The sequence below is a fragment of the Phenylobacterium sp. genome (assembly GCF_013911965.1).
Lineage (GTDB): Bacteria > Pseudomonadota > Alphaproteobacteria > Caulobacterales > Caulobacteraceae > Phenylobacterium.
Window position 1 is genome coordinate 24,225 of sequence record NZ_JACESE010000015.1, and the last position, 24,063, is coordinate 48,287.

The 24,063-nt window shown below is 71.4% G+C and carries 26 protein-coding genes; 18 read left to right on the plus strand and 8 right to left on the minus strand.

The window, feature by feature from the left end:
• Positions 1 to 105 precede the first annotated feature (105 nt).
• Complete coding sequence (locus H2041_RS14705; RefSeq protein ID WP_293413882.1) at positions 106 to 2,529, plus strand: membrane-bound PQQ-dependent dehydrogenase, glucose/quinate/shikimate family; 2,424 nt, start codon at positions 106 to 108, stop codon at positions 2,527 to 2,529.
• Here the strand turns inward: H2041_RS14705 and H2041_RS14710 are convergent.
• The 3 genes from H2041_RS14710 to H2041_RS14720 all read right to left on the minus strand — a co-directional run bounded on the left by H2041_RS14710 (position 2,526) and on the right by H2041_RS14720 (position 3,881).
• Positions 2,526 to 2,927 (minus strand): hypothetical protein, encoded by a 402-nt coding sequence (locus tag H2041_RS14710; RefSeq protein WP_293413884.1) that lies wholly within the window; start codon positions 2,925 to 2,927, stop codon positions 2,526 to 2,528. The genes H2041_RS14705 and H2041_RS14710 overlap by 4 nt on opposite strands.
• Before the next feature lie 22 nt (positions 2,928 to 2,949).
• Positions 2,950 to 3,372, minus strand: coding sequence for an EF-hand domain-containing protein (locus tag H2041_RS14715; RefSeq protein WP_293413886.1), 423 nt, complete (start codon positions 3,370 to 3,372; stop codon positions 2,950 to 2,952).
• Positions 3,373 to 3,470: 98 nt separating this feature from the next.
• Positions 3,471 to 3,881 carry a hypothetical protein gene (locus tag H2041_RS14720; RefSeq protein ID WP_293413888.1) on the minus strand — a complete coding sequence of 137 codons (411 nt, stop codon included), beginning with the start codon at positions 3,879 to 3,881 and terminating at the stop codon, positions 3,471 to 3,473.
• Between the two features lie 166 nt (positions 3,882 to 4,047).
• Here H2041_RS14720 and H2041_RS14725 point away from each other — a divergent pair, with 166 nt between their 5' ends.
• The 14 genes from H2041_RS14725 to H2041_RS14790 all read left to right on the plus strand — a co-directional run bounded on the left by H2041_RS14725 (position 4,048) and on the right by H2041_RS14790 (position 18,201).
• Positions 4,048 to 4,776, plus strand: a complete 729-nt coding sequence (locus H2041_RS14725) for a response regulator (RefSeq protein ID WP_293413890.1) — start codon at positions 4,048 to 4,050, stop codon at positions 4,774 to 4,776.
• Positions 4,776 to 6,107: an ATP-binding protein gene (locus H2041_RS14730; RefSeq protein WP_293413892.1), complete on the plus strand. Its 1,332-nt coding sequence runs from the start codon at positions 4,776 to 4,778 to the stop codon at positions 6,105 to 6,107. The genes H2041_RS14725 and H2041_RS14730 overlap by 1 nt, the downstream gene beginning before the upstream one ends.
• Positions 6,108 to 6,167: 60 nt before the next feature.
• Positions 6,168 to 6,371: a hypothetical protein gene (locus H2041_RS14735; RefSeq protein ID WP_293413894.1), complete on the plus strand. Its 204-nt coding sequence runs from the start codon at positions 6,168 to 6,170 to the stop codon at positions 6,369 to 6,371.
• A 75-nt stretch (positions 6,372 to 6,446) separates the two neighbouring features.
• Positions 6,447 to 7,373, plus strand: coding sequence for a response regulator (locus H2041_RS14740; protein ID WP_293413896.1), 927 nt, complete (start codon positions 6,447 to 6,449; stop codon positions 7,371 to 7,373).
• Positions 7,374 to 7,412: 39 nt separating this feature from the next.
• Entirely contained in the window at positions 7,413 to 7,922 is a 510-nt protein-coding gene (locus H2041_RS14745) for a GAF domain-containing protein (protein ID WP_293413898.1), read from the plus strand.
• A gap of 59 nt (positions 7,923 to 7,981) precedes the next feature.
• On the plus strand, positions 7,982 to 9,118 hold the full coding sequence (locus H2041_RS14750; protein ID WP_293413900.1) for a GNAT family N-acetyltransferase: 1,137 nt from the start codon (positions 7,982 to 7,984) through the stop codon (positions 9,116 to 9,118).
• A 7-nt stretch (positions 9,119 to 9,125) separates the two neighbouring features.
• Positions 9,126 to 10,046 (plus strand): glycosyltransferase family 2 protein, encoded by a 921-nt coding sequence (locus tag H2041_RS14755; protein ID WP_293413902.1) that lies wholly within the window; start codon positions 9,126 to 9,128, stop codon positions 10,044 to 10,046.
• A gap of 18 nt (positions 10,047 to 10,064) precedes the next feature.
• Positions 10,065 to 10,976 (plus strand): hypothetical protein, encoded by a 912-nt coding sequence (locus H2041_RS14760; protein ID WP_293413904.1) that lies wholly within the window; start codon positions 10,065 to 10,067, stop codon positions 10,974 to 10,976.
• Between the two features lie 163 nt (positions 10,977 to 11,139).
• A complete protein-coding gene (locus tag H2041_RS14765; RefSeq protein WP_293413906.1) occupies positions 11,140 to 12,312 on the plus strand; it encodes an acetyl-CoA C-acetyltransferase in 1,173 nt (390 codons plus the stop codon).
• 13 nt (positions 12,313 to 12,325) lie between these two features.
• A complete protein-coding gene (locus tag H2041_RS14770; protein ID WP_293413908.1) occupies positions 12,326 to 13,021 on the plus strand; it encodes an SDR family NAD(P)-dependent oxidoreductase in 696 nt (231 codons plus the stop codon).
• 199 nt (positions 13,022 to 13,220) lie between these two features.
• Complete coding sequence (locus H2041_RS14775) at positions 13,221 to 13,472, plus strand: hypothetical protein (protein WP_293413910.1); 252 nt, start codon at positions 13,221 to 13,223, stop codon at positions 13,470 to 13,472.
• Positions 13,469 to 13,726 carry a hypothetical protein gene (locus H2041_RS14780; RefSeq protein ID WP_293413912.1) on the plus strand — a complete coding sequence of 86 codons (258 nt, stop codon included), beginning with the start codon at positions 13,469 to 13,471 and terminating at the stop codon, positions 13,724 to 13,726. Before H2041_RS14775 ends, H2041_RS14780 begins: the two co-directional genes overlap by 4 nt.
• A 214-nt stretch (positions 13,727 to 13,940) precedes the next feature.
• The gene (locus H2041_RS14785; protein ID WP_293413914.1) at positions 13,941 to 16,493 is read left to right on the plus strand and encodes a TonB-dependent receptor; all 2,553 of its coding nucleotides are present in this window, start codon (positions 13,941 to 13,943) and stop codon (positions 16,491 to 16,493) included.
• Positions 16,494 to 16,698: 205 nt separating this feature from the next.
• Positions 16,699 to 18,201 (plus strand): globin-coupled sensor protein, encoded by a 1,503-nt coding sequence (locus H2041_RS14790; RefSeq protein ID WP_293413916.1) that lies wholly within the window; start codon positions 16,699 to 16,701, stop codon positions 18,199 to 18,201.
• On the opposite strand, the gene H2041_RS14795 is transcribed toward H2041_RS14790, so the two are convergent.
• From H2041_RS14795 to H2041_RS14815, 5 genes are read right to left on the minus strand one after another with little or no spacing between them, the layout of a single operon-like run.
• Complete coding sequence (locus tag H2041_RS14795) at positions 18,183 to 19,502, minus strand: sorbosone dehydrogenase family protein (protein WP_293413918.1); 1,320 nt, start codon at positions 19,500 to 19,502, stop codon at positions 18,183 to 18,185. The genes H2041_RS14790 and H2041_RS14795 overlap by 19 nt on opposite strands.
• A 31-nt stretch (positions 19,503 to 19,533) precedes the next feature.
• A complete protein-coding gene (locus tag H2041_RS14800) occupies positions 19,534 to 19,980 on the minus strand; it encodes a DoxX family protein (RefSeq protein WP_293413920.1) in 447 nt (148 codons plus the stop codon).
• Positions 19,977 to 20,732, minus strand: coding sequence for a putative DNA-binding domain-containing protein (locus H2041_RS14805; RefSeq protein WP_293413922.1), 756 nt, complete (start codon positions 20,730 to 20,732; stop codon positions 19,977 to 19,979). Before H2041_RS14805 ends, H2041_RS14800 begins: the two co-directional genes overlap by 4 nt.
• Complete coding sequence (locus tag H2041_RS14810) at positions 20,725 to 21,576, minus strand: DUF692 domain-containing protein (protein WP_293413924.1); 852 nt, start codon at positions 21,574 to 21,576, stop codon at positions 20,725 to 20,727. Before H2041_RS14810 ends, H2041_RS14805 begins: the two co-directional genes overlap by 8 nt.
• Before the next feature lie 4 nt (positions 21,577 to 21,580).
• On the minus strand, positions 21,581 to 21,874 hold the full coding sequence (locus H2041_RS14815) for a DUF2282 domain-containing protein (RefSeq protein ID WP_293413926.1): 294 nt from the start codon (positions 21,872 to 21,874) through the stop codon (positions 21,581 to 21,583).
• A 164-nt stretch (positions 21,875 to 22,038) separates the two neighbouring features.
• Here H2041_RS14815 and H2041_RS14820 point away from each other — a divergent pair, with 164 nt between their 5' ends.
• Genes H2041_RS14820 through modB form a run of 3 tightly spaced genes read left to right on the plus strand, consistent with a single transcriptional unit; the run spans position 22,039 to position 23,913 of the window.
• Complete coding sequence (locus tag H2041_RS14820) at positions 22,039 to 22,578, plus strand: sigma-70 family RNA polymerase sigma factor (protein ID WP_293413928.1); 540 nt, start codon at positions 22,039 to 22,041, stop codon at positions 22,576 to 22,578.
• Complete coding sequence (locus tag H2041_RS14825; protein ID WP_293413930.1) at positions 22,568 to 23,203, plus strand: NrsF family protein; 636 nt, start codon at positions 22,568 to 22,570, stop codon at positions 23,201 to 23,203. The genes H2041_RS14820 and H2041_RS14825 overlap by 11 nt, the downstream gene beginning before the upstream one ends.
• 35 nt (positions 23,204 to 23,238) lie before the next feature.
• Positions 23,239 to 23,913 (plus strand): molybdate ABC transporter permease subunit, encoded by a 675-nt coding sequence (gene modB / locus H2041_RS14830; RefSeq protein WP_293413932.1) that lies wholly within the window; start codon positions 23,239 to 23,241, stop codon positions 23,911 to 23,913.
• Positions 23,914 to 24,063: the final 150 nt, after the last annotated feature.

Sequence of the window (24,063 nt, forward strand, 5' to 3'; positions counted from 1 at the left end):
GTGACAGGGGAACGGCGCCGTCGCCGGCCGGGAACAACTCGGCGTCCGCGCCGTTGGCCGACCGGGTGGGCGGACGCGTCCGCCGTCGGACAGGAGTGGGGATGAATGCCAGGGCAAGATCACAGCAACCCCGTCGCCCGTTGGGCGGTCATCCTTCTGGGCGCCTTGATCGCGCTCGTCGGGGCCGTCCTGACCTTCGGCGGCGGCTGGCTTCTGGGCTTGGGCGGCTCGCCCTACTACCTGCTGGCCGGGATCGGCCTGATCGCCTCGGGCGTCTTCCTGATCCTGCGCAGCGTTCTGGGCTTCTGGATCTATCTGGGGGTCTATGTCGCGACCCTGCTCTGGGCGCTCTGGGAAGTGGGTCTGAACGGCTGGGCGCTCGTGCCGCGGGTGATCGCCCCGACCGTCCTTCTGATGCTCGTGGTGCTGGCCCTGCCGGTCCTGACCGGGCGCCGCAGAGCATGGATCTGGACGCCCGTGGCGCTGGGCGCCGCCGCCCTCGCCGCCGTGGCCTGGGTCGGGCTCGTCCAGTCCCAGACCGCCCCGGCCTATCCGGACGGCGAGCCGCCGGAACTGCGCGCCGCCGCGCCGCAGCCGCCGCCGTCGCCGGGCGGGCTCCAGGTCGGCGCCGACTGGCCCGCCTATGGCGGCGCCTATACCGCCCAGCGCTATTCGCCCTTAAGCGAGTTCACGCCGGAGAACGTCGGCGACCTGAAGAAGGTCTGGACCTACCGCACCGGCGACCTGCCGAGCGAGCAGGCCAAGGGCAAGTACGCCGCCGAGACGACGCCGCTGAAGGTGGGCGACAGCCTGTATCTCTGCTCGGCCAAGAACATCCTGATCTCCGTCGATCCGGCCACCGGCCGCGAACGCTGGCGCTTCGATCCCAAGGTGCCCGACGACGCCATTCCCTACAGCGCCTCCTGCCGCGGCGTGGCCTATTACGAGGCGCCCGATCTGCCCGACGACGCGGCCTGCAAGACGCGTATCGTGGAAGGCACCCTCGATGGCCGCATCATCGCCGTCGACGCCAAGCTCGGCCAGCCGTGCGCCGACTTCGGCCAGGGCGGCGAGGTGGACCTGCTGGAAGGCATCGGCCGCACGACGCCCGGCTTCTTCGCCGTCACCGCGCCGCCGACCATCGTCCGAGGCGTGATCGTCATGGGCCATCAGGTGCTGGACGGCCAGCGCCGCGACGCCCCCTCCGGCGTGATCCGCGGCTACGACGCCGTGACCGGCGAGCTGGAATGGGCATGGGACCTGGCCAATCCCGCCATCACCGGCCTGCCGCCCGAGGGCCAGACCTACACGCGCGGCACGCCCAACATGTGGACCACCACCTCCGGCGACGACGAGCTGGGTCTCGTCTACCTGCCCATGGGCAATGCGGCGGTGGACTATTACGGCGCGGACCGGCGGCCGGAGTCGAACCTCTATTCCACGGCCCTCGTCGCGCTCGACGTGACGACGGGGCGTCCCGCCTGGCGCTTCCAGACCGTCCACTACGACGTCTGGGACTACGACCTCGGCGCCCAGGGCACGCTGGTGGACTTCCCCACCGCCGGCGGCGACGTGCCGGCCATCGTGCTGTCGAGCAAGCAGGGCGACATCTATGTCCTGGACCGGCGGACCGGCCGGCCGCTGACTCCGGTCGAGGAGCGGCCCGTCCCCATCGCCGGGGTGGAGCCGCAGAACCTGTCGCGCACCCAGCCGCATTCGGGCTTCCACAACCTGCGCTTCCCGGACCTCACCGAGAAGGACATGTGGGGCATGTCGCCCATCGACCAGCTGTGGTGCCGGATCCAGTTCCGCCAGGCCTTCTATGAGGGCTTCTACACCCCTCCGACCCTGCACAAGCGGTTCATCCAGTATCCCGGCTACAACGGCGGCTCCGACTGGGGCGGCATCGCCATCGATCCCACGCGCGGCGTGATCGTGGCCAACTACAACAACATGCCCAACTTCAATAAGCTGATCACGCGCGAGGAGGCGAAGGCGCGCGGCTGGGTCCCGATCGACTCGCCGGAAGCCTCGGGCGGCGATCCCAGCGCCGGCGTGCCGCAGGAGGGCACCCCCTACGCCATCGACATCAATCCTGGCTGGCGCGTGCCCTTCACCAAGATGATGTGCAAGGAGCCGCCCTATGGGGGTATCCGGGCCATCGACCTGGCCACGGGCCGCACCCTCTGGGACCGTCCCCTGGGCGAGGCGCGGAAGAACGGTCCGTTCGGCGTGCCCTCCATGCTGCCCCTGACCATCGGCACGCCCAACAACGGCGGGACGGTGGTGACCGCGGGCGGCCTGGCCTTCGTGGCCGCGGCCACCGACGACCTGATCCGCGCCATCGATCTGCGCACCGGCGAGACGGTCTGGAAGGACGCCCTGCCGGCCGGCGGCCAGGCCACGCCCATGACCTACGAGGTCGAGGGCCGGCAGTTCCTGGTCATGATGGCCGGCGGGCACCACTTCATGGAGACGCCCATCGGCGACTATGTCGTGGCCTACGCCCTGCCGCCGGAAGGCGACTAGCGGCAGCGTCCGTAGCGGTCGGGGGAGGCGCCGGGGCCGCCGCGCCAGCCGGGCGGGTTCTCCCAGTTGGTGGCGGGTCCGCCCCGTGGGCCGGGCGGGTTGCCGTCCAGATCGGCCCAGCAGCGCAGGGCCTGGTTCCACCAGCCATAGGCGGGGTGCCAGTAGCCATAGCGGGGGTGGAAATAGTACCCGCCCGGCTTGGCGACGAAGACATAGACCTGGCCGTCGATGACGAAGCGGCGGTCGGGCGAGGTCCCGGGCCCGCCGCGCCAGCCGGGCGGGTTCTCCCAGTTCGTGCCGGGCCCGCCCCGAGGTCCCGGCGGGTTGCCGTCCTGGGCGAGGGCCGGGCTGGCGGCCAGGGCGCAAGCCGCGGCGGCCAGAAGCATCAGGCGTGACATCGACTTCTCCTCCGAGGCCGGTTCAGCGGGCCGCGCGCATCTGCTCGGTCTTGGCCCGCGCGGCGGCGGCCTCGGCCGCCGTGACCCGTCCGTCGCGATCGACGTCGGCGGCGGTGAAGGCGACGGCGGGGGACTTCAGGAGCTCATTGCGGGTCAGAGCGCCGTCCTGATTGGCGTCGGCCATGCCGATCATCCGCTGCAACTGCTGGCCGCGGGGCGAACCGTGGATGAAGGACGGGAAGTCCGACATCCGCACGACGCCGTCCCGGTTGCGGTCGAGCTTGTCGAACCGCGCCCCCCGCGCCTCCTGGAACTCGGCCAGGGTGATGACGCCGTCCCGGTTGAGGTCGGCGTCGGCGAACAGGTCGGGGCCCTGGCGGGCGGACGCGCAGCCCGGCGCGGCGATGGCGGCGGCGGCTGCGGCGGCGAGGATGAGGCGTTGCATCGGTGATCCTTGCGAAAGAAGGGGCCGCGCGGCGGGGGCTGGCCGCGCGGCCCGAAGAACGGGCCGGGAGGGCCGCGTCGCTGGGGAAGAGTTGCGGCTCAGCGGGCGCGATCGATCGTGCCGGAAGCGGTCGTGGTTTGGCCGTTGAAGCCGGTCCGCGAGTAGTCGTAGCTGGCCGTCCCGTCGCCATTGTCCACGACGGTGGTGCTGCGGCCCGCATAGGCGCCGCTGTTGTAGCTGTGGCTGGCGCCGCCCTGATAGACGCCGCCGCCCCAGGTCGCGCCCCGGGCATGGGCCGAGCCATAGCCGTAGTTCGTCTGGGTGCTGCGGCTGGCGCTCACGGCGCCGGCCTGCCGGCTGACGTTCTGGGACTGCACATAGCCCCGGCCGTTGGGGCCCTGGACGTTGACGGTGCGGCCCCAGGCGCCGGCCTCGGCGGGCAGGGCGACGATCAGGGTGGAGAGTGCGGCCCAGGCGCCGGCGGCCAGGGCGAGATTGCGGGCGGTCATATCGTGTCCTCCGGTGGGTCGGCGGCGCGCCGTCGATGGCCCGCATTGGACGCCGGCTTCGAAAAGGGCCCATGTCGGCGGCGTTGCGGTCTGTAACGAAGTGTATCGCCCGCCACGGCGAGGCTTCCCGGCGGCCGCCCGCTGCGGCAGCTTCGGGCGACACGCCATGACCGTCGACAACACCTTCATCGCCGTCGTCGAGGACGACCCCGAGATCCGCGACCTGACCGTCGGCCTCCTCTCGCGGGAGGGCTACGAGGTCGCGCCATGCGAAAACGTGGCCGTCTTCGAGCGCCTGGTCGCACGCCGCCGCGTGGACCTCGTCCTTCTCGACATCATGCTGCCGGGCGAGGACGGCCTGTCGCTCTGCCGGCGGCTGCGGGCCACCGGCGACACGGCCGTCCTGATGGTCACCGCCAAGGGCGACGACATCGACCGCGTGGTGGGCCTGGAGGTGGGGGCCGACGACTATCTCGCGAAGCCCTACAATCCCCGCGAACTGGTGGCCCGCGTCCGGGCCATCCTGCGCCGCACGCGCGGCGCGCCGCCGGCGGCGGCCCGGACGCCGCGCGAGGTGATGAGCTTCCAGGGGTGGCGTCTCGACCTGGGCAGCCGCGATCTGACGGCGCCGGACGGGCGCAACGTCTCGCTCAGCGGCGGCGAGTTCGACCTGCTGGTCTGCTTCCTGCGCCATCCGCAGAGGGTGCTCAGCCGCGACCAGCTGCTGGATTGGACCCGCGGCCGCAACGCCGCCCCCTATGACCGCACGATCGACGTGCAGCTCAGCCGGCTGCGGCGCAAGCTGGACGACCCGGCCGACGGTTCGGGCCTGATCCGCACGGTGCGCGGCGGGGGCTATCTGTTCAGCGCCCAGGTCGAGCCGGACATGGCCTGATGCTGATCGCCGACAGCCTCTCGAGCCGCATCACCCGCATCCTCCTGGGCGGCTCGGCCGCGGTGCTGCTGGTGGTCGCCATCGCGCTCGCCTGGCCGGCGCCCGGCGGCGGGGTCCGGTTCTTCCAATTGCCGCTTCCGCAGGAGGCCGCCGCCATCGTCGAAGCCGTCGAGGCGAGCGATCCGCGGGCGCGTCCCAGGGTGGTGCGGGCGCTCAACACCTCGGTCATCGCCATGCGGCTGTCGCAGACCTTTCCCCAGGGTCTGCCCGGGACGCGCTTCGTCGTCCGCGAGGACGACCGCTACCGGCGCTACGCCGCGGCCCTCGGCGAGCGCGCGTTCCAGATCGACGAGCGCCTGGCGGACTGGCGCCCCGAAGCGCCCCGCCGCCGCCCGGCTGTCCGGCTGTCGGTGCAGCTGGACGACGGCTCGATCCTGGTCATGCAGCGCCGGCCGGCGGAGGCGGCGCGGGGGCTGCTCGCCCGGGGCGCCCTGGCCATGGCGATGGTGGCGCTGCTCATGCTGGTCACGCTTATGCTGGCCGTCCGCCAGACGACGCGCCCGGTGGCCGATCTCGCCGCCGCCGTGCGCCGGTTCGGCGACGAGATGGAGGCCGAGGACATTCCCCTGCGCGGGCCCCGCGAACTGCGGGAGCTGGCGCTCGCCTTCAACGCCATGAAGGGGCGCATCCGCGGGCTTGTGGACGACCGCACGCGGCTCCTGGCCGCCATCGCGCATGACCTGCGGACCTATCTGACGCGGCTGCGCCTGCGGGCCGAATTCATCGGAGACGACGCACAGCGGGAGAAGGCCGTCCGCGACCTGGACGAGATGAGCGCGCTCATCGACGACACCCTGCTGTTCGCCCAGCTGAGGCGCGCGGGCGGTCCGGCGGCGACCCTCGATCTGCGGGCGGAGCTGGAGACCCTCGTCGAGGTCCGGCGCGAGCTGGGCGACGCCGTCGTCCTGACGCCCGGCGAGGGCGTCCGCGCGCTGGTCCCGGCGCTGGCCTTCCGCCGGATGGCGAACAATCTGATCGACAATGCGGTGCGCTACGGGGGCTCGGCGGAGCTGGGCCTGCGGACGGAGCGGGGCCGGGCGGTGCTGAGCGTGTGCGACGAGGGGCCCGGCGTGCCCGGCGACCAGCTGTCGCGCCTCGGCGCGCCCTTCGAGCGGCTGGAGGCGTCGCGAAACCGCGCCACCGGCGGCGCCGGTCTCGGTCTCGCCATCGTGCGGGGCCTGGCCGAGGCTCAGGGCGGGGACCTGATCCTGTTCAACCGGCACGAAGGCGGGCTGTGCGCCGAGGTGCGGCTGCCGCTCGCATCGCCCTGAGCCGGGCCCTTCGTCGGAACTTGGCCCCCCACCAACCGTTGGTTGGGCAAGGAGGCCGACATGTCCTATTTCAGTTGGGAAGTCCTGTTCGTCGTGGGGGCCGCGCTTCTGGGCCTGGCCATCGCGTACGGCGCCTTCCGCTACTACACGCGCAACCGCCGCAACGACGCCCTCACCGAGCAGGCCACGCGGGAGGAGTATCGCCACCCCGACCGCTACGACCGCACGGAAGAGGAATTCCGCAAGCAGGTGCGCCCGTCCTGACCGGGGGCGTTAACCTAGACCATAAACCGCATTTCAAGCCCTTCCCGCGCAGCATGACCCGCACGGGAAGGGGCCATGACCAAACGACAGCTACCCAGCGCCGAGGTTGCCGGCGAGGCCCTGGCCTCGTTGAAGGTGCTCGTCGTCGACGACCACGCGAACACGGTCCGTCTGATGAGCGACGTGCTGCGCGCCGCCGGCGTCGGCCAGGTGTTCTCGGCCCCCGAGGGGCTGTCCGCCCGCGAGCAGCTTGCCCGCCGGGCGCCCGACATCGTCTTCACCGACTGGCGGATGCCGCTGATGGACGGGCTGGAACTGACGCGCCTCATCCGGATGGCCGCCGTCCGCCCCGACCCGACGGTGCCGAACCCCGAAGTCCCGGTCATCATGGTGACCGGCCACCGCAGCGCCCGCGAGGTTGAGGAGGCGCGCGAGGCCGGGGTCAACGAGTTCGTCATCAAGCCCTTCACGCCGGCCGCCCTGCTGTCGCGCATCCAGCTGGTCCTGAGCCAGCCGCGGCCGTTCATCGTGTCCAACGCCTATATCGGCCCCGATCGCCGCCGGCGGACCGAGCTCAGCTACAGCGGCCCGCTGCGCCGGACCAACGACCCCGAGGAAGTGGTCGACATCGTCGAACGCCGGGCGGCGCGGGAAACCATCAGCGTCGAGCTGGAGGCCATGCGCCGGCTCATCGCCACGCGCGGCGGCGTGGACCGCGCGACCCTGCAGATGACCTATCGGGTGATGCAGCACACGCGCTTCCGCGCCCGCCAGGTGCGCGACCGCATGCTGGAGCGCGCCTCCGACGCCCTGCTTCGCTACGCCGAGGAGGTGGGCGGCATGGAGCATTGCGACGCCGAAGTGGTGGGCGAACACTTCAACGTGCTGAGCCGCATCCTGGAGGCCGACGAGCATGACGCCGCCGGCGCCGCCCGCCTCGTCCGCGGGCTGGAGTCCCTCATCCGGCGCAAGCGGGCCGCCCGCGCCGCCGTCGCGGCGTGACCTCTCGCGCGCCGGCTGCGCCTGGGCTAGAGACCGCCCATGGCCGAAGCGTTCAACGACCTCATCCTTCCTGAAGAAAAGACCGCCCGCTACGAGGCGCTCGCCCAGGAGATCGCCGCCGTCCTGTACGGCGAGCGCAATCTCACCGCTCGCATGGCCACCGTGGCCTCGATGCTGGCGGCGAGTTTCGAGCACTTCTTCTGGACGGGCTTCTACGTCGTCGATCCGGAAAAGCCGGACGAACTGGTGGTCGGCCCCTACCAGGGCTCGCTCGGTTGCCTGCGCATCGCCTTCGGGCGCGGGGTGTGCGGGACGGCGGCGGCGACCGGACAGGTCCAGGTGGTGGAGGACGTCCACGCCTTCCCCGGCCACATCGCCTGCGACGCCCGTTCGGCCAGCGAGATCGTGGTTCCGGTGTTCGACGCCGCGGGCCGGCTGATGGCCGTGCTCGACGTCGATTCCGACCAGAAGGCGGCCTTCGATGAGACGGACGCGCACTGGTTGCAAACCCTTATGCGGCAGAGCTTTTCGGCGTCTGAGGCGGCCTGAGGCTTGCAGGGCGGACGGGCGCCGGTCCCTTCGTGGGACGGCCCGGATTTGGACGCCCCATGCTGTCGACGCAGATCATTCACCCGGCCGAGCTCTCGCCTGAGGACGAGGCCCGATGGCGGCGGTTCGCCTCCCGTCATGAGGCCTTCGGCTCGCCGCTGCTTGGCCCCGATTTCGCGCGCGCGGTCGGCGCGGTGCGGGGCGATGCGCGGGTGGCGATCTGGCGCCGCGACGGCCAGGCCGTCGGCTTCCTCGCCCATCATCGTCGGCCAGGTGCGGCGGCGCGGCCCATCGGGGCGCCGCTGTCGGACTATCACGGCCTGGTCGGCGACGGTTCGCTGAGGCCCTCCGAAGCCCTGGCGGCCGCGGGGCTGCCCGCGTTCCGCTTCAGCGGCCTGGTCGATCCCCAGGGCCTGTTCCAGCGCCACGTCACGGCCGGGCAGGAGGCGTTCGTCATCCGCCTCGACAGCAGCGCGGAGGACTATCTCGAGGCCCTGCGCGCCGACAGCCCCAAGCGCTTCAAGAACTACCGCCGGCTGGAGCACAAGATCGAGCGCGAGGTCGGCCCCCTGAGCCTCACGGCGCCGGACGGGGACGCTGCGGCCTTCGACCAGCTGCTCGCCTGGAAGCGCGAGCAGCTTGTCCGCACCGGCGCCCACGACTTCCTGTCGCCCGCCTGGACGCAGGCCCTGCTGCGCAACCTCTTCGAAGCGCGCGAGGGCGACTTCCAGGGGCTGATGATCACGCTGCGGGTCGGCGGGCGTCTGATCGCCGGCCAGTTCGGCGTCAGGCTCGGGGCGGTGTTCCACCCCTGGATCGCCTCGACCGATCCGGAGATGGCCGCCTGGTCGCCGGGTCAGCTCTTCTTCCTGCGCGCCATCGCCGCCATGCCGGGCCTGAAGCTGACCACCTACGACCTCGGGCCCGGGCACGCCCACTACAAGGCGCCCTTCGCCCTTTCGCGGCGCGAGATCGCCGAGGGCACGGCGTCCGCCGCGGGCTTCGCGGGCCTGGGCGCCCGCATGGGCGACGGCGCCTGGAAGCTGGCCGCTGCGGGCGGCGGTCCGATCGTCGGCCGCGTCAGGCGCCGTTTCGAAACCATCTCGGCCCTAGAACAGACCCTGCAAGGCCGCGTGCGCGGCATGGCCGCGGCGGTCGCGGCCAAGGCCCGCAGCGGAGCTCAACGGGAGGGGTAGCCGAGCCATGAGGATCAGCGTCGTCATTCCGACCCAACGGCGGACCGCCGGCCTGGAGACGGCGGCGCGGTCCATCCTGGGGCAAACGGGCGCGCCGTTCGCCGACCTCGAACTGGTGATCGTCGACAACGACAAGACGCCGTCCGCGCAACCGATGGCGGCGGCCCTGGCCGCCGAGGCGCCGTTTCCGGTGGTCTATGTGCACGAGCCGGAGCCCGGCGTCGCCAACGCCCGCAACGCCGCGCTCGAACAGGCGAGGGGCGAGTTCATCGCCTTCCTGGACGACGACGAAGAGGCCCCGGCCGGCTGGCTCGCGGCCCTGCTGGCGGCCCAGGCGCGCTTCGACGCCGACGTGGTCTTCGGCCCCGTCCGCGGCCGCGCCCCGGCGGGGGTGACGCGCCATCGCGACTATCTGGAGACCTTCTTCTCCCGCCAGGGACCGCCCGAGGCGGGGCTGATCGACCACTATTACGGCTGCGGCGACAGCCTGCTGCGGCGCGCGGCGCTGCCCGATCCGAAGCGGCCCTTCTCGGCCGTCCGCAACCACATCGGCGGCGAGGACGACCTGCTGTTCGGCCAGATGAAGGCGAACGGCGCGCGCTTCGCCTGGGCGCCGGAGGCCTGGGTCTGGGAGGATCCCGTGCCGGCGCGGCTCAGCCTCGGCTACACGATCCGCCGCGCCTTCGCCTATGGCCAGGGGCCGTCGGCCGCCTGCGCCGCGGCCGACCCGCCCGACAGGCTCGGCCTCGCCTTCTGGATGGGGCAGGGCCTCGTCCAGGCCGGCGTCTTCGGCCTGCTGGCGGGGCTCAAGTGGCTGATCCGCGCCCCCGACTTCGCCTTCACCCTCGACCGGGCCGCCCGCGGCCTCGGCAAGACCCTGTGGTGGGGGCCCTTCAAGATCGAATTCTACGGCCGAAGCGCCGCCTGACGGGACGAAGAAGACCCCATGATCCTCAAGGACTGGACCGACGAGAAGGCCAAGGCCTTCGGCAGGGAGACCCTCTCCTTCGCGCACGACCTGCACGAACGTCCGCTGTTCACTGACGAAGGGCTGGCCGCGGCGCTGGAGGCCTATCCCCGCGCCCGCCTGGGCGTCTTCACCATGGGCGAGGATCCGACCGACTGGACGACCTGGCGCAAGGGCTCGGCCGACGGGCTGTCGGGCGAACAGCTCCTCGAGGCCGCCAAGACCGGCCGCATCTGGCTGAACCTCCGCGAGGCCAATCTCTATCTGAAGCCCTATGCGGACCTGGCCGACGAGGTCTTCGCCGAGAAGGAGGCGATGACGCCGGGCCTGAAGACCTTCAAGCGCGACGTCGGCCTGCTGATCTCCTCGGCCAACGCCCAGGTCTTCTACCATCTGGATGTGCCGCTCGTGTCGCTCTGGCAGATCCGCGGCGTGAAGCAGGTCTATGTCTATCCGCCCAAGGCGCCGTTCGTCGGCGAGGAGGCGCTGGAGAAGATCGTCCTGCGCGAGACGGCCGAGCAGTTCGCCTTCGATCCGGCCTGGGACGCCGGCGCCCAGGCGGTGGAGCTGGTTCCCGGCCGCATGGTCACCTGGGCCCAGAACGCGCCGCACCGGATCACCAACGGGCCGATGCTGAACGTCTCGTTGTCCATGGAATTCATGACGCCCCAGGCGCTGATGCGGGCCAACGTCATCTACGCCAACGGCGTGCTGCGTCGCCGCGCAGGCCTCCGGCCGCGGCTGGCGCCCGGCTTCGGCCCCGGCAACATCGGCAAGCTGGCCGTCGCCCGCGGGGCCAAGGCGCTGAAGCTGCAGAAGCCGAACGAGCGCGTCCTGCCGGCCACCTTCAGGCTCGACGCCGCCCAGCCGGGCGTGGTCCTTCCGGTCTAGCTTCGTCCCGATCTGGTTTCTTGGTCAGCGCGCGTTCGGTCCGACGCCCGGTTCGCGCCTGGCCGAACAAGCCTTCGCGAGGCCGTTGGCTTCCCTCGCGGCGCCTCCCTAGAGTGCCCGGCGACGCGCCTGTGGCGGGCGCGCTTCGCAAGGGAGCGGAACAATGGGCGAAGCCTATATCGTGGCGGCCACCCGCACGGCCGGGGGCCGCAAGGGCGGCAAGCTGAAGGACTGGCATCCGGTCGACCTGGGCGCGGTGGTGCTCAACGACCTGGTGGATCGCACGGGCGTGGACCCGGCCCGGGTCGAGGACGTGGTCATGGGCTGCGTCATGCAGGTGGGCGAACAGGCCATCAACGTGGCGCGCAACGCCGTCCTGGCCTCCAAGCTGCCGGAGAGCGTGCCCGGCACCTCCATCGACCGCCAGTGCGGCTCCTCCCAGCAGGCGCTGCAGTTCGCCGCGCAAGCGGTGATGAGCGGCACCCAGGACGTGGTCATCGCCGCCGGCGTGGAGAGCATGACGCGGGTGCCGATGGGCTCCTCGGCCGCGCTCGCCGCCAAGGCCGGCATGGGCCAGTACAAGAGCCCGCGGATGGAGGATCGCTACCCCAACATCCAGTTCTCCCAGTTCATGGGCGCCGAGATGATGGCCAAGAAGTATGGCCTGTCGAAGGACCAGCTGGACGAGTACGCCTATCAGAGCCACCAGCGCGCCATCGCCGCGACCCAGGCCGGCGCCTTCAAGGACGAGATCGTCTCGGTGAAGGTGAAGGACGAGGCCGGCGCCGAGAGCGACCACACGGTCGACGAAGGCATCCGCTTCGACGCCAGCCTGGACGGCATCCGGGGCGTGAAGCTGCTGGCTGAGGGCGGGGCGATCACGGCGGCCACCTCCAGCCAGATCTGCGACGGCGCCTCGGGCGTGATGATCGTCTCCGAAAAGGCGCTGAAGGAGCTCGGCCTGACCCCGCTCGCGCGCATCCACCACCTGTCGGTCATGGGCCATGACCCGGTGATCATGCTGGAGGCTCCGCTGCCGGCCACCGAGATGGCGCTGAAGAAGGCCGGGATGAAGATCGACGACATCGATCTGTTCGAGGTCAACGAGGCCTTCGCCTCGGTGCCGGTGGCCTGGCTGCAGCGCACGGGCGCCGATCCGGAGCGGATGAACGTCAACGGCGGCGCCATCGCGCTCGGCCACCCGCTCGGCGCCTCGGGCACCAAGCTGATGACCACGCTCGTCCATGCGCTGAAGTCCCGCAACAAGAAGTGGGGCCTGCAGACCATGTGCGAAGGCGGCGGCATGGCCAACGTGACGATCGTGGAGCGTCTCTGATAGGTTCGGCTCCATGAGCCGAGTCGTCGCCGTCACCGGCGCCTTCGGGGTCCTGGGAGAGGTGGTCGCCACGGCCGCCGCCGCCCAGGGCGCCCGACTGGCGCTGATCGAACACGCCCCGCGCCCCCCCGAGGGGCTCGTGGAGGCCTGCGGCGCGCAGACCCTGGTGGTGGCCGGGGTCGACCTGGCCGATCCGGCCGCGGCCCAGTCGGCGATGGATCAGGTGGCCGACCGCTTCGGCGGCCTCGACGCCCTGATCAACATCGCCGGTGGCTTCCGCTGGCAGACGGTGGAGGCGGGCGATCCCGCTCAGTGGGACCGCCTCTTCGCGATGAACCTGAGGACGGCGCTGAACGCCAGCCGCGCGGCCCTGCCGCTGCTGAAGGCCAGCCCCGCCGGACGGATCGTCAATGTGGGCGCCGCGGGGGCCCTGAAGGCTGCCGCCGGCATGGGGGCCTATGCCGCCTCGAAGGCCGCCGTCCACAAGCTGACCGAAAGCCTGGCCGAAGAACTCAAGGCGGACGGGATCACCGTCAACGCCGTCCTGCCCTCGATCATCGACACGCCGGCCAACCGCGCCGACATGCCCGATGCGGATTTCGCGGCCTGGGTCGCCCCGGCGGACCTGGCGGCCGTGATCCTGTTCCTGGCCTCCGAATCCGCCCGCGCCGTCACCGGCGCCCTGGTGCCGGTGACCGGCCGCGTCTGACGGCCGGCGGAAATTCACCAAAGCTTCGCGGAACGCATGAGCGTTCCAGCCGTTCCTGATTCAGGCGCCCATTTCCAGGCGCGGCGACTTGGCCGCGCATCCGCCCGGCGCCGGGCGCGGCCAGAACGGCCGTGCGCGCCAGAGTCCGAGGACGCGGGCCCCGATCGGTGCGCGCCCTTCCCCGAGCGGGGATCGAGCCATGAGTCTGAACGAGTATTCGCAACGTCGTGTGATCTGGGCGCTTCAGCCCAGCCTGCTGGCGCGGGCGAAAAGGATGTCGGACGACCTCAACGAGGCCTACGGCCTGGTGCACAGCGCCGTGCTGGAGGCGGCTCTGCGCTCGCCGCCCGACGGCGTGCCGCAGGAGGAATGGGTGGTCCAGCTTCTCGACAAGGCGCGCCCCGGCCTCGAACGCCGCAGTTTCAACGACCCGGAGACCAAGACCTCATGAAGCTTTCCCGCACCAGCGTCGACGACGGACTGCTCATCTATCCCGGTGTGATCGAGAAGGTGGGATACGACTTCCGCAGCGACGAGAAGATGCGCGTGGGCAAGGGTGAGGTGACCGGACCGGCCGAACTGCTGCGCGACGCCTTCCGCCAGGGACGGCTCACCTTGAAGCTGGCCGAGGGTTCGGACATCCGCATCATCGTCGTCGCCCACACCGAGGGCGGCGAGCGGGCCTACTTCGAAATCGAGTCGTGAGGGCGCTCTTCGCATAGCGCCGGTTTCGGAGGCGCGCGGCGGGCGCCCGGCAAAGCGGCGCAACTGCGCCTCGCCGGCCACAACCCCTGAATTTGTAACGGTTCGCCGCCCTGGCGGCGGGCAGCTTCATCGTCCTGTCGCGTAACCGGGGCAGGCGCGGAGGCTGGGCGCGATCCTCCCATCGCGGCCCGTGCAAAGACACTGGGGATAGACAATGACCAATCGCGCTGCGCGGCTCCTCGCCGCTGCGAGCGTCCTCGCCATGGCCGCCGCCGGCGTCGCCCATGCGCAGGACTCCACCGTTCTCGAAGAGATCGTCGTCACCGCTCAGAAGCGTGAGCAGCAGTCGCTGGACGTGCCGCTGTCCCTGACCGCCTATGGCGACGAGCGCCTGAACGAGCTGGGCGTGCAGGACTTCGCCGACCTGTCCGACTTCACGCCCGGCTTCCTGGTGCAGGACCAGTCCCCGAACAATCCCGGCTTCGTGATGCGCGGCATCACCTCGGACTCCACCGATCCCTTCTCCGAGGCGCGCGTCTCGGTGTTCCAGGACGGCGTGTCGATCTCCAAGGCCCAGGGCTCCTATGTGGAGCTGTTCGACCTGGAGCGGGTGGAGGTGGCCAAGGGCCCGCAATCGACCCTGTTCGGCCGCGGCGCCCTGATCGGCGGCGTCAACATCATCCAGAAGAAGGCCAATCCGGCCGCCGTCGACGGCTATGTCACGGTGGAGGGCGGCGACTACGGCTACCGCATGGGCGAGGCCGCCCTGAACCTGCCGATCACCGATGCGGCCGCCATCCGCTTCTCCGGCCGCGTCCGCCAGCGCGACGGCTATGTGGAGAACGCCCTGGGCGGCGAGGACTTCCAGTCGGTGGACACGATCGCCGGCCGGATCGCCTTCAACCTGAACCCGACCGACGCCTTCAACTTCGACTTCATCGTCAACTATCAGGAAGACCACCCGGCGGGCACGGCCTTCAAGTCGGGCGGCTATTCCCCGACCGATCCGGCGACGGCCCAGGTGCTCGCCTCGCGCGATCCGTGGGATCCGGCGGCCCTGGTCGCCCCGGCCAGCTTCCAGAACGGCATGGATCTCGGTGTCGACCGCAAGGTCTGGAGCGTCACGGGCCTGGCCGCCTTCGAGCTTTCCGACACGCTGACGCTGAACTCGATCACCGCCGCCCGCCGCTTCGACTCCGAAGAAGTGTATGATCCCGATGGTCTGGGCCTGCCGATCCTGACCGGCCTGAACGACGCCATCGGCGAGCAGTTCAGCCAGGAGTTCCGCCTGAACTTCGACAATGGCGGCCGCATGCGCGGCTTCGTCGGCGCCGGCGTCTTCCACGAGGACGGCCGCGCTCGCCTGCCGATCCAGTTCGACGAACGCCTGGCGCTCGCCACCGTCACCGGGCAGCTGAACGGGGCGGCGGCCCGCACCGGCCTGCCGGCCACGACGCCGGCGCCCATGGCGCTGCTCACCAATCCGGCCTTCACCAGCCAGCTGCTGACGGGCCTGGTGGCTGCGCAGAGCGGCAACCGCCTGATCCTGACCCCGACCCAGGCCCTGGCCCTCGCCAACAACCTCCGCGCCGATCACGTGGAGGAGGTGACCAACCTGTCCGAGCTGACCTCCTACGACGTCTTCGGCGACGTGACCTTCGACGTCACCGATCGCTTCGAGCTGTCGGCGGGCCTGCGCTACACCCGTGATGAGAAGACCACCGGCTTCGGCTCCCGCGTCGTCGGCGGCCGCAGCGTGCTCGGCGGCGTCCTGGGCGCCGCCGGCCTGGCCGGCAGCGGCACGGCCCAGGGCATGGCCCAGGCCCAGGCGCTGATCGGCGGCCTCTCCCTGCCGATCGTCCAGCAGCTGCCCTCCACGGCCCTGCCGCTCTTCGGCCTGACCTTCCAGCCGACCGCCGGCAACGGCGGCGTCGTGGAGCAGGACCTGGAATATGACGGCTTCACCTGGCGGGTCGTCGGCCGCTACGCCCTGTCGGACGACGCCAACCTCTACGCCAGCTACGCCCGCGGCCGTCGGCCCGAGGTGCTGGCCGTGGCGGGCCCCGCCGCCCCGGAAGGCGCCCCGCGCTTCGCCGAGGTGGAGGCCGAGACGGTCGACTCCTACGAAATCGGCGCCAAGACGGCGATCGGCGGGCGCGTGCGCCTCGACGGCGCGGTCTACTACTACGACTACGACAACTTCCAGACGATCGAGCAGCAGGGCACGCTGTTCGTCACCACCAACGCCGGCAAGGCCAAGGCCTACGGCTTCGAAGGCCAGGCGGAGATTTCCGCCGCCCCCGGCCTGACCCTGCACGGCACCTACGCCTACAGCCACGCCCGCTTCGACGGCGGCGCCTATGACGGCAACAGCTTCCGTCTGTCGCCGGACCACCAGGTCAGCCTCTCGGCCAACTGGGAGTTCGGCCTGGCGGGCGGCGTCTTCGCCTTCAACCCGTCCTACAGCTGGCAGTCGGAGACCTTCTTCGACGACAGCAACGACCTGCCCGGCTTCCAGCAGCCGCCGCGGGTCTTCGTCGCCGACAACATCCAGGACGAGGTGCAGGAGGGCTATGGCCTGCTGAACCTGCGCGCCTCCTGGACGCCGGACGCCTATCCGCTGACGCTGGAGGCCTTCGTCACCAACGTCACCGACGAGACCTACATCATCGACGCCGGCAATACGGGCGACTCGCTCGGCCTGCCGACCTTCATCGCCGGCGCGCCGCGCATGTGGGGCCTGGGCGTCACCTACCGGTTCCAGTAGGACCGGGACGACTGCGGCGGGCCTCCCGCCTCCTTCGCGGAGGCGGGAGGCCCCCTGCGACAATCCGCCACCATAGCGCGTGGCCTGCAACCCCACACGGTTAAGCCATCTTTAGAGATGGCGGGAGCATTTCCCTGGTCGAACGGCCAGCTGCGCGAACTTTCGTCGAACGGTGATAGGCCAGATGGACAGGGGGGAGCCCGCCATGGCCAATCAATCTTCACAAATGCAGCAGCGTCTGGATTTCATCGGCCTGGACGCCAAGGCGCTCAAGACCCTTCGCGGACTGGGGGGCTTCGTTTCCGAGGCCATCGGCCCGGCCCTCGACGTCTTCTACGGCAAGGTCCGCCAGACCCCGGAAGTGAAGCGGTTCTTCAAGGACGACAGACACATGTCCGGCGCCCAGAGCCGGCAGGCGCGCCACTGGGGCGTGATCTCCGAGGGCCAGTTCGGCGACGAATACGCCCGCGGCGTGCGCGCGATCGGCGAGACTCACGCCCGGCTCGGTCTGGAGCCGCGCTGGTACATCGGCGGCTACGCCCTCGTCCTGGAGCAGCTGATCCACGCGGCCGTCCGCAAGCAGTGGCCGACGCTTACGCGCCGCACCCGTCCCGAGGAGGTGTCCGAGGCGCTCTCGGCCCTGATGAAGGCGACCATGCTCGACATGGACCTCGCCATCTCCATCTATCTCGACACGCTCGAGGCCCAGCGGCAGGAAGCCGAGGCGGCCCGCCGTCAGACCGAAGAGCAGCAGACCGCCGCCATGACGGCCCTGGCCGAGGCGCTCGGCCAGCTCGCCGAGGGCGACCTGACGCGGCCGCTGAGCGCGCCCCTGGCGCCCCAGTTCGAAGGGGTGAAGTCCGACTTCAACACCGCCGTGGAGCGGCTGCGGACGGCGATGCTGGCGGTGGCGGAATCCACCGGCGGCATCCGCACGGGCGCCGACGAGATCTCCGCCGCCTCCGACGACCTGTCCCGCCGCACCGAGCAGCAGGCGGCCAGCCTCGAAGAGACCGCCGCGGCCCTGCACGAACTCACCGAGAGCGTCCGCAAGGCCGCCAGCGGCGCCCGGGACACCGCCTCCATGGTCGATGCGGCCAAGGGCGAGGCGGTGCGTTCCGGCGAGGTCGTCGACCGCGCCGTGGCCGCCATGGGCGAGATCGACGGCTCGTCCAAGCAGATCGGCCAGATCATCGGCGTGATCGACGAGATCGCCTTCCAGACCAACCTGCTGGCGCTCAACGCCGGCGTCGAAGCCGCCCGCGCGGGCGAGGCCGGCCGCGGCTTCGCCGTCGTCGCCTCGGAAGTGCGCGCCCTCGCCCAGCGTTCGTCGGAGGCCGCCAAGGAAATCCGCAACCTGATCACCCAGAGCGCTGGTCAGGTGCAGTCCGGCGTCGCCCTGGTGGCCGAGACGGGCGACGCCCTGCGCCGCATCGTCGACCGCGTCGTGGAGATCGACCGCAGCGTGGCCGAGATCGCCGCCTCGGCCGAGGAGCAGTCGCGGGCGCTCAGCGAGGTGAACTCCGCCGTCGGCCAGATGGACGGCGTGACGCAGCGCAACGCCGCCATGGTGGAGCAGGCCACGGCCGCCGCCCATTCCCTTCGCAAGGAAACCGACCAGCTCAACGCACTGGTCGCCCGCTTCCGCACCGGCCAGGCGCCGGCGGCCGCCGCGGCGGCCCGCGGCGGCTACCGCTCCGCGGCCTGAGCCGCCGGGGCGGCGGCGACGCGCCAGACCGCCCCGCCGGCGTCGTCGGTGACCAGCAGGGCGCCGGCCCGGTCCACCTGCACGTCGACCGGCCGGCCCATGGCTTCTCCGTCCGCGTTCAGGAAGCCGTCGAGGAAGACCTGCGCCTCGCCGCTGGGCCTGCCGCCGGCGAAGGGCACGAAGACCACGCGATAGCCGTTCAGCGGCGCCCGGTTCCAGGACCCGTGCTGGCCCACGAAGGCGCCGCCGCGATAGGCCGCCGGGAAGGCCTGCGCGGTGTAGAAGGTCAGGCCCAGCGACGCGGTGTGGGGACCCAGCGCATAGTCCGGCTTGATGGCGGTCGCGACGAGGTCAGGCCGCTGCGGCTTCACCCGCTCGTCCACATGGTCGCCGAAATAGCTGTAGGGCCAGCCGTAGAAGCCGCCCTGGCGCACGCTCGTCATGTAGTCGGGGACCAGGTCGTCGCCCAGCATGTCGCGCTCGTTCACCGCCGTCCAAAGGGCGCCGGTGACGGGTTCGAAGGCCATGCCGTTCGGATTGCGCAGGCCTGAGGCGTAGAGGCTGTAGGTCTTGGCGGCCGGGTCCACGGCGAGGATGGCGGCGCGGTTCTCCTCGGCCTCCATGCCGTTCTCGGCGATGTTGCTGTTGGAGCCGCTGGTGACGAACAGCCGTGCTCCGGCGGGGTCGGCGACGACGTTCTTCACCCAGTGGTGGTTGATGGGGCCAGCCGGCAGGTCGACGACCTTTTCCGGCTCGCCCTCCAAGCGCATCTGCCCGTCGGCATAGGGCGCGCGGACCAGGGCGTCGGTGTTGGCGATGTAGAGCATGCCGTCCATCAGGGCCATGCCCTGGGGCCGGTTCAGCCCCTCGGCGAACACCTGGCGGAGTTCGGCCACGCCGTCGCCGTCGGCGTCGCGCAGCAGCACGATCTGATCGGGGCTGGGCTTCAGGGCGCCGGCGCGGGCCTGCACCTTCTGGGCGAACCAGTCCATGAAGCCTTCCGGCTCTTTGGGTTCTGAACTGGCCTCCGAGACCAGGACGTCGCCGTTGGGCAGGACGAGCAGCCAGCGCGGGTGGGCGAGGTCGCCGGCGAAGCGGGTGACGGTGAAGCCTTCCGGCGCGACGGGCGCGGCGCCGTCCGGCCAGCCCACCGCCTTGGCCGGGTTCACGCGCGGCAGCAGGTCCTTCTCCGGCTCGGGCAACTCGGGGTCCTGGCCGAAGCCGACCAGGGGCGAGGAACTGCCGGGCGAACAGGCGGCGAGCGAAAGGGCGGCGAGGACGGTGAGTGCGGCGGCGCGCATGTCGGTCTCCCTGGCGCCGGCCCTCTCAGGCTCAGCGAACGCCCAGGAGCCGGTCGATCGATATGGGTCCGGCTCCGAAGCGGAGCAGAACGAGCATCAGTGTGGCCCAGGACAGATGGGTCGGCCAAGCGTCGGGATAGACGAACAGCTGGATCACCAGGGTCATCCCCAGGAGGGCCAGGGCGGAGATCCGCGTGAACAGGCCCAGGATCAGCAGGACCGGGAAGACGTGTTCCGCCGCGGCCGCCGCCACGGCGGCGATGTCGGCGGGGACGAGCGGCAGGCGGTATTCCTCGGCGAAGAGGTAGTAGGTCGTGTCCTTGATGGTGAAGAGGCCGTCAACCTTGGTCCGGCCGGATAGGAAGAAGATCGCCGCCAGCGACACCCGCGCCGCAAGCGTCAGCAGCGCGAGCGGCGCGAGGCGTTCCAGCGCCCGGGCGAGGCCGGCCGTGAGGCGGTTCAGTCGATTGCGGCTCATGGGCGAGGATCCAGGGGGGTGAAGCCGATGAGGAGCCCCTCGGCGGAGAGGGTCTCGGCCAGGGCGAGGGCGGGGCCGGGCGGTCCGGCGGCGAGCGCGGCGGCGCGAGCGGCCGCCAGGGATCGGCCGTCGCGGCAGGCGGCCAGGAAGGCATAGGCCTGCGGATCGAGCTTGCGGGCGCGGACTTCGTGCTGCGGCCGCCAGATGGCGAGCGGCTCGTCGGCGGCGACGAAGGCCAGGTCCCCAGGCGTGTCCGCCGGAAACCGATGAGCCAGCCAGAGGCTTGGCACGCTCGTGGAGAAGCGAAAGAGGCGCAGCGTCGGGTGAAGCGTTCCGCGATGGGCGGAGAGATCGGCCGGCGGCCGCAGGGCCGCGGGCGGGCTCTGCGGCCCTGCGGCCAGGTGCGCCTCCAGCCAGGCGCGGTCGAGCCGCGCCACCGGGGCGAGATAGGGCAGGTCCCGCGCCGGCGGGAAGGCGGCGAGCCAGTCGGGGAAGTCGCCGCCATAGGCGCTCAGGCGGGGGTCTTCTGGCGGCCGCTCGCGCAGGAAGGCGAGGGCGGCGGCGTCGAACCAGTCCTCGCCCACCATCTGGCGCACGGTCGGGAAGGCGGCGGCCAGGGCCTCGACGCCGGCGGCGGCGACATTGTTGCGATAGACGGCCAGCGCCGGTCCAAGACCGAGCCCGGCGCCGTCGTCCTCGGGGTCGAGCAGGGCGCGGGCGAAGCGCGCCTGGAAGCGGGCGAGGTCAGACATGGGCGGCGAGGGGGCGCTTCGCCTGGTCCAGCAGCCGGGCGGCGCGATCGCGCTCGGCCATCAGCTCTGCGAAGGACGGCGGATTGTTGTCGCGCTCGATCAGGGTCGGCCGAGGTCCCGTGCGATCGAGAAGGGCGGAACAGAGCGCCCAGACCGCCTCGCAGACCGGAGCGCCATGGTCGTCGATGAGCAGGCCCGAGCGCCCGGCGTCCTCGGCATGGCCGGCCAGGTGGATCTCTCCCACCGCATCGAGCGGCAGGGCGTCCAGATAGGCGCGCGCGGAGAAGCCGAGATTGCTGGCGCTAACATGGACGTTGTTCAGGTCGAGCAGCAGGCCGCAGCCGGTGCGCGCCACAAGCTCGGCGAGGAAGTCGGGTTCGGTGAGCTCGTGGCCCGGGAGCGGCGCGTAGAGGGCCGGGTTCTCGATCAGCACGTTCCGCCCCAACGCCTGCTGCAGCCGGTCCACATGAGCGCAGACGATCGCCAGCGCTTCGCGCGTCCGGGGGAAGGGCAGGAGATCGGGCATGTAGGCGCCGCCGGCGCGCGACCAGGCCAGGTGCTCCGAGACCAGGGCCGGGGCGAAGCGATCGCAAAGCGCGCGCAGCCGTTCGAGGTGCGCGGCGTCCGGCGGTTCTGCGCCGGCGAGCGACAGACCGACCCCGTGCAGCGAGAGCGGATGACGCTCGGCGATCGCCTCCAGCCAGGCCAGGCGGGGGCCGCCCTCCACCATGTAGTTCTCCGCATGGACCTCGAACCACAGGCCCGGCGCCTCGGCCGCCAGGGCCTCGGCGAAGTGCTGCGGCTTCAGGCCGAGGCCTGCGGAGAGCTCGGGGCGGGCGGCCATGGCCTCAGGCCGCCTTCGGCGTCAGGGAGCCTTCGCCCTTGGGCGTCTTGATGGAGGTGCAGGTGCCCTTGGGCACCAGCTTCCAGGCGTTCCCCTGATAGTCGACCTTGGACGTGCCGGCGCAGCTCGTGCCGGGACCGGCGGCGCAGTCGTTCTGGCCCGCCAGGGCGACGCCGTAGCACTTCTCCTTGGCGCCGTCGGTCTTGGCCATCTTGCCTTCCTCGGCGTGGGCCAGGGCGGCGGCGCCGGAGACGGCGAGCAGGGCGGCGCCGGCGGCCAGGGTCTTGGTGGAGGTCATGGGGCGATCCTTCTCTTGAGGCCCGGCCGTGAACGCCGGGTCCTCAACCTTTCGCAGCGGCGCGCGGAGCGGTTACGGCCAAGCCGGCGGATTTTTTCTGCACCGCAGGCCGGGCGGCGATGTAACCCTTGCCGCCGCACGCGCGAACCCGGGGCGAGAGAGGCGTGGACGAGATCGACCAGCAACTGCACCGGTGGATGGCGCAGGCCCTGGCGGGCGACGCCGGCGCCTATCGCCGTCTGTTGGCCGAGATCTCCCCGCGCCTGAGGCGGTACTTCGCCCGGCGCCTGCACGAGCCGGCCGAAGCCGAGGATCTGGTGCAGGAGACGCTCATCGCGGTTCATACCAAGCGCGAAACCTACGACGCCCGGCTGGCCTTCGCGCCCTGGCTCTACGCCGTCGCCCGCTACAAACTGATCGACCATCTGCGCCGCCGCGGCGTGCGCCGGCACGTGCCTCTCGAGGAAGCCGGCGTGCTGTTCGACGAGGCGGACCCCGAGGCGGGCCTCGCCCGCGGCGATCTCGACCGGCTGCTGGCGCCTCTGCCGGCGCGCCAGAGGGCCCTGCTGGAGGACGTGAAGCTCAAGGGCATGAGCGTGGCCGAAGCGGCGCAGCGCCATGGCTACAGCGAAGGCGCGGCCAAGGTCGCGCTGCACCGAACGATGAAGTCCCTGACCGCCCGGGTGGCCGCCGATGAAGACTGACGACCTGATCGAGGCCCTGGCGCTGGAGCCGGCGGCGCGCGCCGCGCCGGACCGGCGCGTGCTCGCCTTCGCCCTGGCCGGGACGGCGGCCGCCGTCGCCGCGACGCTCTGGCTGATGGGCCCGCGTCCGGACCTCGCCGAAGCGACGGGCCTCGCCTCCTTCGCAGGAAAGGCGGGCTACACCGTGATGCTCGCCGCGGTGGGGTTCTGGCTGCTCGACCGGCTGGGTCGGCCCGGGGCGGCAGTCCGCGCCCCGGCGCTCGCCCTGACGCTCCTGGCGCTCGCGGCGGTCGCGGCGGCGATCCTCGAACTGGCCCCGCTGCCGGCGGAGGCGCGGATGGGAACCCTGATGGGCTCCACCGCCAGCGTCTGTCCCTGGCGCATCGCAGGCCTCGGCCTGCTGGTGCTGCCCCCGGCCCTGCTGGCCGCGCGCCGCTTCGCCCCCCTCAGCCCCGCCCTGGCCGGCGCGGCGGCGGGCCTGTTCGCCGGCGGCCTGGCGGCCACCGCCTATGGCCTGCACTGCGGCGAGCAGGCGGTGAGCTTTCTGGTGGTCTGGTACACGGCCGGCGTGCTGCTGACCGCCCTGCTGGGGGCCCTGGCCGGCGCGCGCCTTCTGCGCTGGTGACCGCCGCCGCCTCGGCTTGCTAAGCTCGGCGGACCATGGCCGAGGTTCTTTGGCTCACCGTCAGGCTGGCGGGGCTCACCACCATCGTCCTGCTCGTCCTGGCGACGCCGCTCGCCTGGTGGCTGGCGCGCGACCGCTCGGTGCGGGCCAGCGTGGCCGGGGCCCTGGTCGGCCTGCCCATCGTGCTGCCGCCCACCGTGCTCGGCTTCTACCTGCTGATCGCCATGGGGCCCGACAGTCCCCTGATGGCGCCGTTGCAGCTCTTCGGCGTGCGGACGCTGGCCTTCACCTTCGAGGGGCTGGTGATCGGCTCGGTGGTCTATTCGCTGCCGTTCGCCGTGCAGCCCCTGCGCAACGCCTTCATGGGCGTCGGCGCCGAGCCTCTGGAGGCGGCCCGCACCCTCGGGGCCGGACCGGTCTCTGTGTTCCTTCGCGTCGCCCTGCCGCTCGCCGCCCCGGGCTATGTCACGGCCGCCATTCTGACCTTCGCCCACACGGTCGGCGAGTTCGGCGTGGTGCTGATGATCGGGGGCGCCATTCCAGGAGAGACGGCGGTGGTCTCCACGGAGATCTACCGCCTGGTCGAATCCCTCGAATGGGGCCGGGCCCACGCCCTGGCGGGACTGCTGGTCGCCTTCGGCTTCGCGGTGATTCTCGTCCTGCTGCTGATCGAGCGCCGCCTTGGCGCGGTCCGCATGGGCGATTCCTGAGCAGACGGCGCGGCGGGTCTGCGCAAATCCGCGCCGGGACGCCTCGGGCCGGGGCGCCCGCCGGACGGCGCCAAGTTGAGGTCAGTCTTTCGGTGTCGTTGCAGTTGAAACCGGTCATGATCGCGAACCGCGTCAGCGGAAGTCGTGAGT

What these genes read in the sequence shown, in the direction of transcription:
- H2041_RS14775 (WP_293413910.1), top strand. Translation starts at nt 13,221, where the DNA reads ATGAGTCTGAACGAGTATTCGCAACGTCGTGTGATCTGGGCGCTTCAG.
- H2041_RS14725 (WP_293413890.1), top strand. Translation starts at nt 4,048, where the DNA reads ATGACCGTCGACAACACCTTCATCGCCGTCGTCGAGGACGACCCCGAG.
- H2041_RS14740 (WP_293413896.1), top strand. Translation starts at nt 6,447, where the DNA reads ATGACCAAACGACAGCTACCCAGCGCCGAGGTTGCCGGCGAGGCCCTG.
- H2041_RS14710 (WP_293413884.1), bottom strand. Translation starts at nt 2,927, where the DNA reads ATGTCACGCCTGATGCTTCTGGCCGCCGCGGCTTGCGCCCTGGCCGCC.
- modB (WP_293413932.1), top strand. Translation starts at nt 23,239, where the DNA reads ATGGCCGAGGTTCTTTGGCTCACCGTCAGGCTGGCGGGGCTCACCACC.
- H2041_RS14780 (WP_293413912.1), top strand. Translation starts at nt 13,469, where the DNA reads ATGAAGCTTTCCCGCACCAGCGTCGACGACGGACTGCTCATCTATCCC.
- H2041_RS14730 (WP_293413892.1), top strand. Translation starts at nt 4,776, where the DNA reads ATGCTGATCGCCGACAGCCTCTCGAGCCGCATCACCCGCATCCTCCTG.
- H2041_RS14720 (WP_293413888.1), bottom strand. Translation starts at nt 3,881, where the DNA reads ATGACCGCCCGCAATCTCGCCCTGGCCGCCGGCGCCTGGGCCGCACTC.
- H2041_RS14765 (WP_293413906.1), top strand. Translation starts at nt 11,140, where the DNA reads ATGGGCGAAGCCTATATCGTGGCGGCCACCCGCACGGCCGGGGGCCGC.
- H2041_RS14790 (WP_293413916.1), top strand. Translation starts at nt 16,699, where the DNA reads ATGGCCAATCAATCTTCACAAATGCAGCAGCGTCTGGATTTCATCGGC.
- H2041_RS14705 (WP_293413882.1), top strand. Translation starts at nt 106, where the DNA reads ATGCCAGGGCAAGATCACAGCAACCCCGTCGCCCGTTGGGCGGTCATC.
- H2041_RS14815 (WP_293413926.1), bottom strand. Translation starts at nt 21,874, where the DNA reads ATGACCTCCACCAAGACCCTGGCCGCCGGCGCCGCCCTGCTCGCCGTC.
- H2041_RS14800 (WP_293413920.1), bottom strand. Translation starts at nt 19,980, where the DNA reads ATGAGCCGCAATCGACTGAACCGCCTCACGGCCGGCCTCGCCCGGGCG.
- H2041_RS14750 (WP_293413900.1), top strand. Translation starts at nt 7,982, where the DNA reads ATGCTGTCGACGCAGATCATTCACCCGGCCGAGCTCTCGCCTGAGGAC.
- H2041_RS14745 (WP_293413898.1), top strand. Translation starts at nt 7,413, where the DNA reads ATGGCCGAAGCGTTCAACGACCTCATCCTTCCTGAAGAAAAGACCGCC.
- H2041_RS14770 (WP_293413908.1), top strand. Translation starts at nt 12,326, where the DNA reads ATGAGCCGAGTCGTCGCCGTCACCGGCGCCTTCGGGGTCCTGGGAGAG.
- H2041_RS14825 (WP_293413930.1), top strand. Translation starts at nt 22,568, where the DNA reads ATGAAGACTGACGACCTGATCGAGGCCCTGGCGCTGGAGCCGGCGGCG.
- H2041_RS14715 (WP_293413886.1), bottom strand. Translation starts at nt 3,372, where the DNA reads ATGCAACGCCTCATCCTCGCCGCCGCAGCCGCCGCCGCCATCGCCGCG.
- H2041_RS14795 (WP_293413918.1), bottom strand. Translation starts at nt 19,502, where the DNA reads ATGCGCGCCGCCGCACTCACCGTCCTCGCCGCCCTTTCGCTCGCCGCC.
- H2041_RS14735 (WP_293413894.1), top strand. Translation starts at nt 6,168, where the DNA reads ATGTCCTATTTCAGTTGGGAAGTCCTGTTCGTCGTGGGGGCCGCGCTT.
- H2041_RS14805 (WP_293413922.1), bottom strand. Translation starts at nt 20,732, where the DNA reads ATGTCTGACCTCGCCCGCTTCCAGGCGCGCTTCGCCCGCGCCCTGCTC.
- H2041_RS14810 (WP_293413924.1), bottom strand. Translation starts at nt 21,576, where the DNA reads ATGGCCGCCCGCCCCGAGCTCTCCGCAGGCCTCGGCCTGAAGCCGCAG.
- H2041_RS14760 (WP_293413904.1), top strand. Translation starts at nt 10,065, where the DNA reads ATGATCCTCAAGGACTGGACCGACGAGAAGGCCAAGGCCTTCGGCAGG.
- H2041_RS14785 (WP_293413914.1), top strand. Translation starts at nt 13,941, where the DNA reads ATGACCAATCGCGCTGCGCGGCTCCTCGCCGCTGCGAGCGTCCTCGCC.
- H2041_RS14755 (WP_293413902.1), top strand. Translation starts at nt 9,126, where the DNA reads ATGAGGATCAGCGTCGTCATTCCGACCCAACGGCGGACCGCCGGCCTG.